Annotated in this window: 5 protein-coding genes; 4 read left to right on the forward strand and 1 reads right to left on the reverse strand. The window is 70.8% G+C overall.

Annotated features, from left to right (window positions below; all coding sequences use genetic code 11):
* On the forward strand, positions 1-827 hold an 827-nt coding region (locus tag HF577_RS35970; RefSeq protein ID WP_407692281.1), incomplete at its 5' end, for a hypothetical protein.
* Between the two features lie 19 nt (positions 828-846).
* On the opposite strand, the gene HF577_RS35975 is transcribed toward HF577_RS35970, so the two are convergent.
* Positions 847-3276, reverse strand: a complete 2430-nt coding sequence (locus HF577_RS35975; protein WP_169400470.1) for a (Fe-S)-binding protein — start codon at positions 3274-3276, stop codon at positions 847-849.
* 430 nt (positions 3277-3706) lie between these two features.
* Between HF577_RS35975 and HF577_RS35980 the strand changes: the two genes are divergently transcribed.
* From HF577_RS35980 to HF577_RS35990, 3 genes are all read left to right on the forward strand, one after another.
* Positions 3707-3967, forward strand: coding sequence for a hypothetical protein (locus HF577_RS35980; RefSeq protein WP_169400471.1), 261 nt, complete (start codon positions 3707-3709; stop codon positions 3965-3967).
* Between the two features lie 4 nt (positions 3968-3971).
* Complete coding sequence (locus HF577_RS35985; protein ID WP_169400472.1) at positions 3972-4472, forward strand: hypothetical protein; 501 nt, start codon at positions 3972-3974, stop codon at positions 4470-4472.
* The coding region (locus HF577_RS35990) for an ATP-binding protein (RefSeq protein WP_169400473.1) at positions 4459-7157 on the forward strand (2699 nt) is incomplete at its 3' end. The genes HF577_RS35985 and HF577_RS35990, both read left to right, overlap by 14 nt.

The following is a 7157-nucleotide window of genomic DNA, read 5'->3' on the forward strand; positions in this document are numbered from 1 at the left end:
CGCCGCCTCCGGGCCCCCCGCCTCCCGGTCCGAAGGCCCGCCCCCGCTTCGACTGGCGGCGGCTCATCCGGTCTCCGCGCGGCGCGGCCGGGCTCGCGATCACCGCGGCCGCCGTCCTGCTGTGGCCGTTCTCCGGCCTGTCGTGGATCCCCTGGCTGGCCGGACTCGGAGCGCTCGTCGTCCTGCGGTTGCTGCGGCTCGACGGTCCGCTGCGCGGATGGGACCTGCCCCTCGCCGGGCTGGTGGTCGTCGTCGGGCTGATGATGAGCACCGGGCCGTGGGCCTGGGCGCTGGCAGCGAGCATCGGAGTGCTGCTCGCGGGGCTCGCCCAGCTGCCCTGGTGGCGCCTCGCGGCGGTGGGTGCGGTGCTGTGCCTGATCACCGGCGTCGGATTCGCCTTCACCACCGTTCGCCAGCAGCAGCAGGCGGCGGCGTCCTATGCGCAGTTGCAGCAGGAGAGCAAGGCAGATCAGGGCGCACCCCGTCCGCAGAGCGTGCTCCCATCCATGCTCAACCGGATCGCCCTGGGCAGCCCCGGTGCAGTGTGCGACAACCTGCTGGCCGAGCCTGCCCGAGCACCGTTCGCCGCTTCGGTCGGACAGCCCGACTGCGCGGCCGCGGTGATGGCGCTCGCCGCGCGCGTGTCCGATCGGATCCTGTACGCCCAGGCGAACGTCCCCACCACGCCCACTCCGACGGGACTCGAGGCCGACGCGTGCAGCATGGACTGGGGCTCGACGACCCCCGCAGGTCCGCAGGTCGGCCATCTCACCATCGAGGCCGTCGCCCCGTCCCGGTACGTCGTGACCGGTTTCCGTCCCTGCTGAGACCGGTCGTCGTCCCGGGTCAGTCTCCGCTCGGCCGACCCTCCTGAGCTGTGGGGTCGCCCGGCCGGGCCCCCTTCGGCTCCGCGCCGCCGGTGCCCGACCCGCCCACCGACACGTCACCGTCGGGTTCGGCGGTGACCGCCGACTCGTCGCCCGGCCCGTTGACCTGGGTTCCGCCGGTGGGAGTGGTGTCGGCCGTGGGTGGCGAGCCCGCCCCCACCGCGTCCACGGAGCCGTTGGTGGCGGAGCTGTCGGTGTCACCCCGCCGGACCGAGGCGAGCAGCATCTGGGAGACGTCGAGGATCTCGACGCCCGCACCCTTGTCCTCGCTCTGCCGCTGGGTCAGGCCGTCGGAGAACATCACGCGGCAGAACGGGCAGCCGGTGGCGATCTTCTCCGCACCGGTGCCCAGTGCCTCGTCGACGCGTTCGAGGTTGACCCGCTTGCCGATCTTCTCCTCCATCCACATGCGGGCACCGCCGGCGCCGCAGCAGAAGGAACGGTCGGCGTGGCGCGGCATCTCGTTGAGCTTCACCCCGGCCGCGCCGACGAGCTCGCGAGGCTCCTCGTAGATCTCGTTGTGCCGGCCGAGGTAGCACGGGTCGTGGTAGGTGACGTCGGTCAGCGCGCCGTCGGGCGCGGCGACCGGGACGAGCTTGCCCTCGCGCACGAGCTTGTTCAGCAGCTGCGTGTGGTGCACCACCTCGTACTGCCCGTCGAGCTGGGGGTACTCCCGCCCGAGGGTGTTGAGGCAGTGCGGGCAGGTCGTGACGATCTTGCGGGTGCCCGGCTCCCGGCCCTCGAACACGGCGTTGAGGACCTCGACGTTCTGCTGGGCGAGCATCTGGAACAGGAACTCGTTGCCCGAGCGGCGCGCCGGGTCGCCGGTGCAGCTCTCCTCCGGGCCGAGCACGACGTACCCGACGCCCGCGCGGTGCAGCAGTTCGGCGGTGGCCCGTACCGTCTTCTTGGCGTTGTCGTCGAACGCGCCGGCGCAGCCGACCCAGAAGAGGTACTCGGTGTCGGCGGACAGCTCGCCCTCGAACACCGGCACCTCGAAGTCGAGGTTCTTGGTCCAGTCGAGCCGGTCCTTGGCGTTCTGCCCCCAGGGATTGCCCTTGTTCTCCAGGTTGCGGAACAGCACGCCGAGTTCGGAGGGGAACTCCGACTCGATGAGCACCTGGTGCCGGCGCATGTCGACGATGTGGTCGACGTGCTCGATGTCCACCGGGCACTGCTCCACGCACGCGCCGCACGTGGTGCAGGACCACAGGACGTCAGGATCGATCACCCCGCCCTGCTCCAGGGTGCCGACCAGCGGCCGCGCGGCCTGCTCGGGCCCGGAGCCCGGAACCCGGCCGAAGCCGGACTCCGGCACGTGGTGGCCGTTCCCGCCGGCCTGGTCGGCACCGCCGGTGACCGAGACGGCTCCCTCGTCGGGCATGTCTTTCCCGCCGATGATGTAGGGCGCCTTCGCGAGCAGGTGGTCGCGCAGGTCCATGATCACGAGCTTCGGCGAGAGCGGCTTGCCGGTGTTCCAGGCCGGGCACTGGCTCTGGCAGCGACCGCACTCGGTGCAGGTCGCGAAGTCGAGCATGCCCTTCCACGTGAAGTCCTCGACCTTGCCGCGCCCGAACACGTCGTCCTCGCCCGGATCCTCGAAGTCGATCGGCTTGCCGTTCGACTCCATCACCGGCAGCGGACCCAGCGCCTTGGGCAGGCGCTTGGCCGAGACGTTGATCGGCGCGGTGAAGATGTGCAGGTGCTTGCTGTAGGCGATGATCACCGTGAAGACCAGCATCACGCCGATGTGCAGCAGCAGGCCGACGCTCTCCAGCACCTCCAGGGTGCCCGTGGACAGGCCGTCGAACAGGTGGCCGACGCCGATCGAGACGAACGCGCCCGAGGTGTAGGGGAACACGCCCAGCGCCGAGGCCGCGCCGCGGAAGAAGAACATCGTCCACAGCACGTTGAAGATCATGAAGAGGATCAGCCACGCGCCCCCGGTGTGCGAGCCGTAGAACCGCGACGCCCGTGCCTCGCGCTCGGGCGCGTTGCGCAGCCGGATCACCGAGAAGACCCCGAGCGAGATCAACGCCGCGGCGGCGATGAAGTCCTGGAGGAATCCGAGCACCGGCCACCGGCCGATCAGCGGGATGTGGAAGTCGTGGTCGAACAGCGCTCCGTACGCCTCGAGGTACACCGTGATCAAGATCACGAAGGCCCAGAACGTGAAGAAGTGCGCCAGTCCCGGGACCGACCACCGCAGCAGCTTGCGCTGCCCGAAGACCTCCACGAGCTGGGCCCGTAGGCGCTCGTTGAGGGCGTTCGTGCGGTCGTGGGCCGGCTGACCGGACTTGATCAGCCGGTAGAGCCACAGTGCGCGACGGCCGGACACCGCCACGGCGATCACTGTCATCGCCAGTCCGATGACCAGTCTGACAACCACGGGCTTCCTCCCAGGGCTGGTCAGCGGCGGTGGCGCCGCGGGCCGTTGCGGAGCAGGGTAGACCGCCGTCTCCGGCTCGCGACCGGGAACGTTCGGGCCGATCAGGGGTCAACTTACCGGCCGGTAACAGTGAGCGCGATTCGACACGTCGCGGTGTGGAAAGTGGCGCCCGAAGGTCGGTTCGGGGCCGCGTCACTCGATCAGTCCAGACAGTCGGAGGGCGAACGATCCCCAGGTCAGTCACCCTGTCGGCGGTGCACATCGTTCGTTGTGTGACCTGATGCCCGCCGTGCGGGCGACCCTCTATGCTCCCGCTGGTCAGCATGGTCTACTCAACGCTGGATAGCCGAGTCGACACGTTCGGGTATCACCAGCCCGGGGGGTCGGGTACGGGCAGCCTCGGGTGGGTAACGCCGCAAGGAGGAGCCGTATGACCGGACCAGAGGCGCTTGCGCACTACGCGCAAGGGCTGACCACCAACGGGCTCCAGGGGTGGATCCAAGACAACGTCGTCCCGCTCGTGCTGCTGGGTATCGCGATCATCCTGCTGTGGATCGGCGGCCGTGGTGACAACGCGGGCGTGGCGCGTCGAAGCGTGGGACTGCTCGTCGGGCTGGTGGCGCTCGGGATCGCCGTCTCGGGCAACGGTCCGCAGATCGGCAACTTCCTGGCAAGCCTCCTCGTCGGGTGATCAGTTGCTCGTTCGCACCGACGACGAGATCTACCGCGTCGACTCCGTCTGGCTGGGGCCACCTCGCGCGACCTTCCCGTGGCGTGCGCGGTACGTCAGCTACGGGCTCGGCCTGCTCGTCATGATCGGCGTCATGTTCGTGCAACGACGGGTCGGCATCGGGCTCGACTTCTTCTCCGTAGCATGGGCCCTGGTGATCACCGTCGTGATCACCAGGTTCCTCGGCCAGCGCATCAACTACGAACGACCCCTCGGGCAGGTTGTGGAGCTCTTCCGTCACGAGATCACCGGGCCGAGGGTGCGCACGGCAGTCGGCGGCGGCGAGGTCCGCTCCGACCACGTCCGTGTCGGGCCGGTCGTCCGGGCCCGCAAGGCCAAGGCCAAGGCATCGAAAACACCGAAGGCGCCGAAGGCGCCCGCGGAACGCGATTCGTGGCAGACCTCGCGGACGAAGGGCCGGGCGGCGGCCGGGCGTGGAAAGGGACGTTCACGTGGCGCGACGTGACGCCCGTCGCGACAGCAGCCCACTCGAGAGACAGCGTGGCGGTCGCCGCGGTCGCGCGTTGGCCGGTGAGGCCGGACTGCCGAAGTACGTCCCCCAGATCGCGCTGCGCTCGATCGAGGGTCATCTGACCCGTACCGGCACCCAGGTGATGGCCTGGTACCGGCTCGCCGCGCAGGCCTGGAGCTTCCGCAGCGACTCGCAGCGCGAGGTGCTGATCCGGCAGATCGCCGCGCAGCTGGGAGAGCTGCAGGGCCGCTGGCTGCACCTGCGGGTCACCACCAGGCCCTACCCCGTCCACATGTGGGCCGAGTCGTTCGACCACAACGCCCTCGGCCGGATGCCGGACGTCGCGGGCGCATTGGGCTGGGACGGGTTCCTCGAGGGTGAGCAACGGCACCTGATGGGCCTGTCGATGTCGGACAAGGAGGTCTTCCTCGGCATCGAGGTCTCCGGGCGGAGCGTGCTCGACCGCTGGGTCGAAAGGGCGGCGCCGGTCCTGGGCAGGGTCGCGCCCGCGGCGGTGCGCGCCGAGATCGCTGCGCTGTCCACCGAGGTGGGGCACCTCGACTCGCTCGTCGCCGGCAGCGGACTCGACGCCGTGCCGGCCTCGGCCGACGACATCTCCTGGCTGATGCACCGTTCGTGCGCGCTCGGCCTGCCCGCCCCGCGCACGCTCTCGATGGTGCCCGGCGGGGTCAGCCGGTGGGAGACCGAGGACCTCGCGGCGTTCACCGACGGCATCGACATGCACCAGGAGCCCTACGCGCCCACCGTTCGCGTGGTCGGGCGACTACGCACGCAGACCGTCTCGCGGAACGTCGCCGTGCTGTCCGTGGGGCTGATGGACGGGCTGCGCATCCCCGAGGTGGACGACCCGTGGATGCAGCACTCCGACCGGCTCCCCTTCCCCGTGGAGTGGTCGGCGCGGATCTACGTCCGGCGTCCCGAGGAGGTGGCGGGCGAGCTGCAGCGCCAGATGGGAAAGGTGCGCAGCCAGATCCGGCACTACACGCACGACCACGACCTCGACCCGCCGATGTCGCTGGCCCGGCAGGCCGACCGCGTACTGGAGGTCGAGGACGAGCTGACCACCGGGCTCACCCAGCTCAACACCCGCCTCTACGGCTGGTGGCGGGTCGCGGTGTCCGGCAAGGACGAGGCCGAGGCGGTCAGCAGGGCGCAGCAGGTGCTCGACGTGTACCGGCCGAAGGTGCAGATCGAGCACCCCGAGGCGCAGTACCGCTTCGCCCGCGAGTTCATCCCGGGTGAGCCGCTCGCGTCCACCGCCTACCGGCGGCGGGGCTCGGTCACGTGGGCGGCGTCGGCCGTTCCCGCGGCCACCGCGTCGGTCGGCGACCGGCGCGGCATCATGATCGGTGAGACGTGCACAGCCACTCGCCGCCCGGTGGCCTGGGACCCGTGGCTCGCGCAGGAGGTGCGCAGGGCGTCCGGCCTCACCGCGGTGGTCGGCGGGCTGGGATCGGGCAAGTCGTTCCTCACCGGGGTGATCGTCTACAAGACGCTGCGGGCCGGCGCCCGCTGGACGGTTCTCGACCCGTCGGGCCCGCTCGCGGAGCTCACCCGCCTGCCCGAGCTCGCGCCGTTCAGCCGCCACATCAACCTGCTCCGCGCCGACCCCGGCATCCTCAACCCGTACCGGGTGGTCGCCGAGCCGCGTCCCGAGCACTTCCTCGACGAGGAGGACCCCGAGCGGGCGTGGCGGCGTGAGCGCTCCCTCGCCGCGGCCACCAGACGACGGCTCGTTCTCGACGTTCTCACCGGGCTCCTGCCCTACGACGTCGCGCGGCTGCCGCACACCCGCATCGTGCTGCTCCGTGCGGTGCGGGAGGTCGGTGGCGCCACCGACCGGCACCCGGGTCAGGTGATCGACGCGCTGCGCCGGCACGCGCGCGACGGCGAGGACCACGCCGGCGTGGTGGCCGACTTCCTGGAGGAGCGCAGGGAGCTGCCCCAGGCGGCGCTGCTGTTCCCCGACACCTCCCGCGACGACCCGTGGCAGGCCGACCGGGAGTACCGCCTCACGGTGCTCACCATGCAGGGCATGACGCTGCCGCGGCCCGGGAGCCCCCGTGAGGAGTGGACCGACGGTGAGTCGCTCGCCGTGGAGCTGCTCAACCTGGCGTCCTGGCTCACACAGCGCACGATCTACGACGCCGACCGCAACCTGCGCAAGGGCGTCGCGCTCGACGAGACCCACTTCCTCTCCCAGGTGCCCACCGGCAAGGTGCTCATCGACCGGCTCGCCCGCGACTCGCGGAAGTTCAACGTCCGGGCGCTGTTCGCCTCCCAGCTCGCCGGTGACCTGCTGCGGGTCTCGGGGTTCGCGTCGCTCGTCAACGCCGTCTTCGTCGGACGCACCGACGACGAGGAGGCGCAGAGCGAGGCACTGCGCCTGCTGAAGGTGCCCACCGGCGTCGGTTACGAGCAGATGCTCGGCACGCTGTCACCCCGGCCCCGGCACGACGACCGGCCCGACGACACCCCGCGGCAGTTCATCTTCGCCGACGGGCACGGCGGCGTCGAGAAGATCCGCATCGACCTCGAGGCGCCACATCTCGAGCACGTGCGCGAGGCACTCGACACCAACCCCGACGCCAGCCGCGTCTCCGTCCGTGGCGTTCCGGCAGCGACCGCACCCGCGGCGGTGCGTGCCCCGGACGAACC

Origin of the sequence: Pseudonocardia xinjiangensis, assembly GCF_012911925.1 — a bacterium.
GTDB classification, from domain to species: domain Bacteria; phylum Actinomycetota; class Actinomycetes; order Mycobacteriales; family Pseudonocardiaceae; genus Pseudonocardia; species Pseudonocardia xinjiangensis.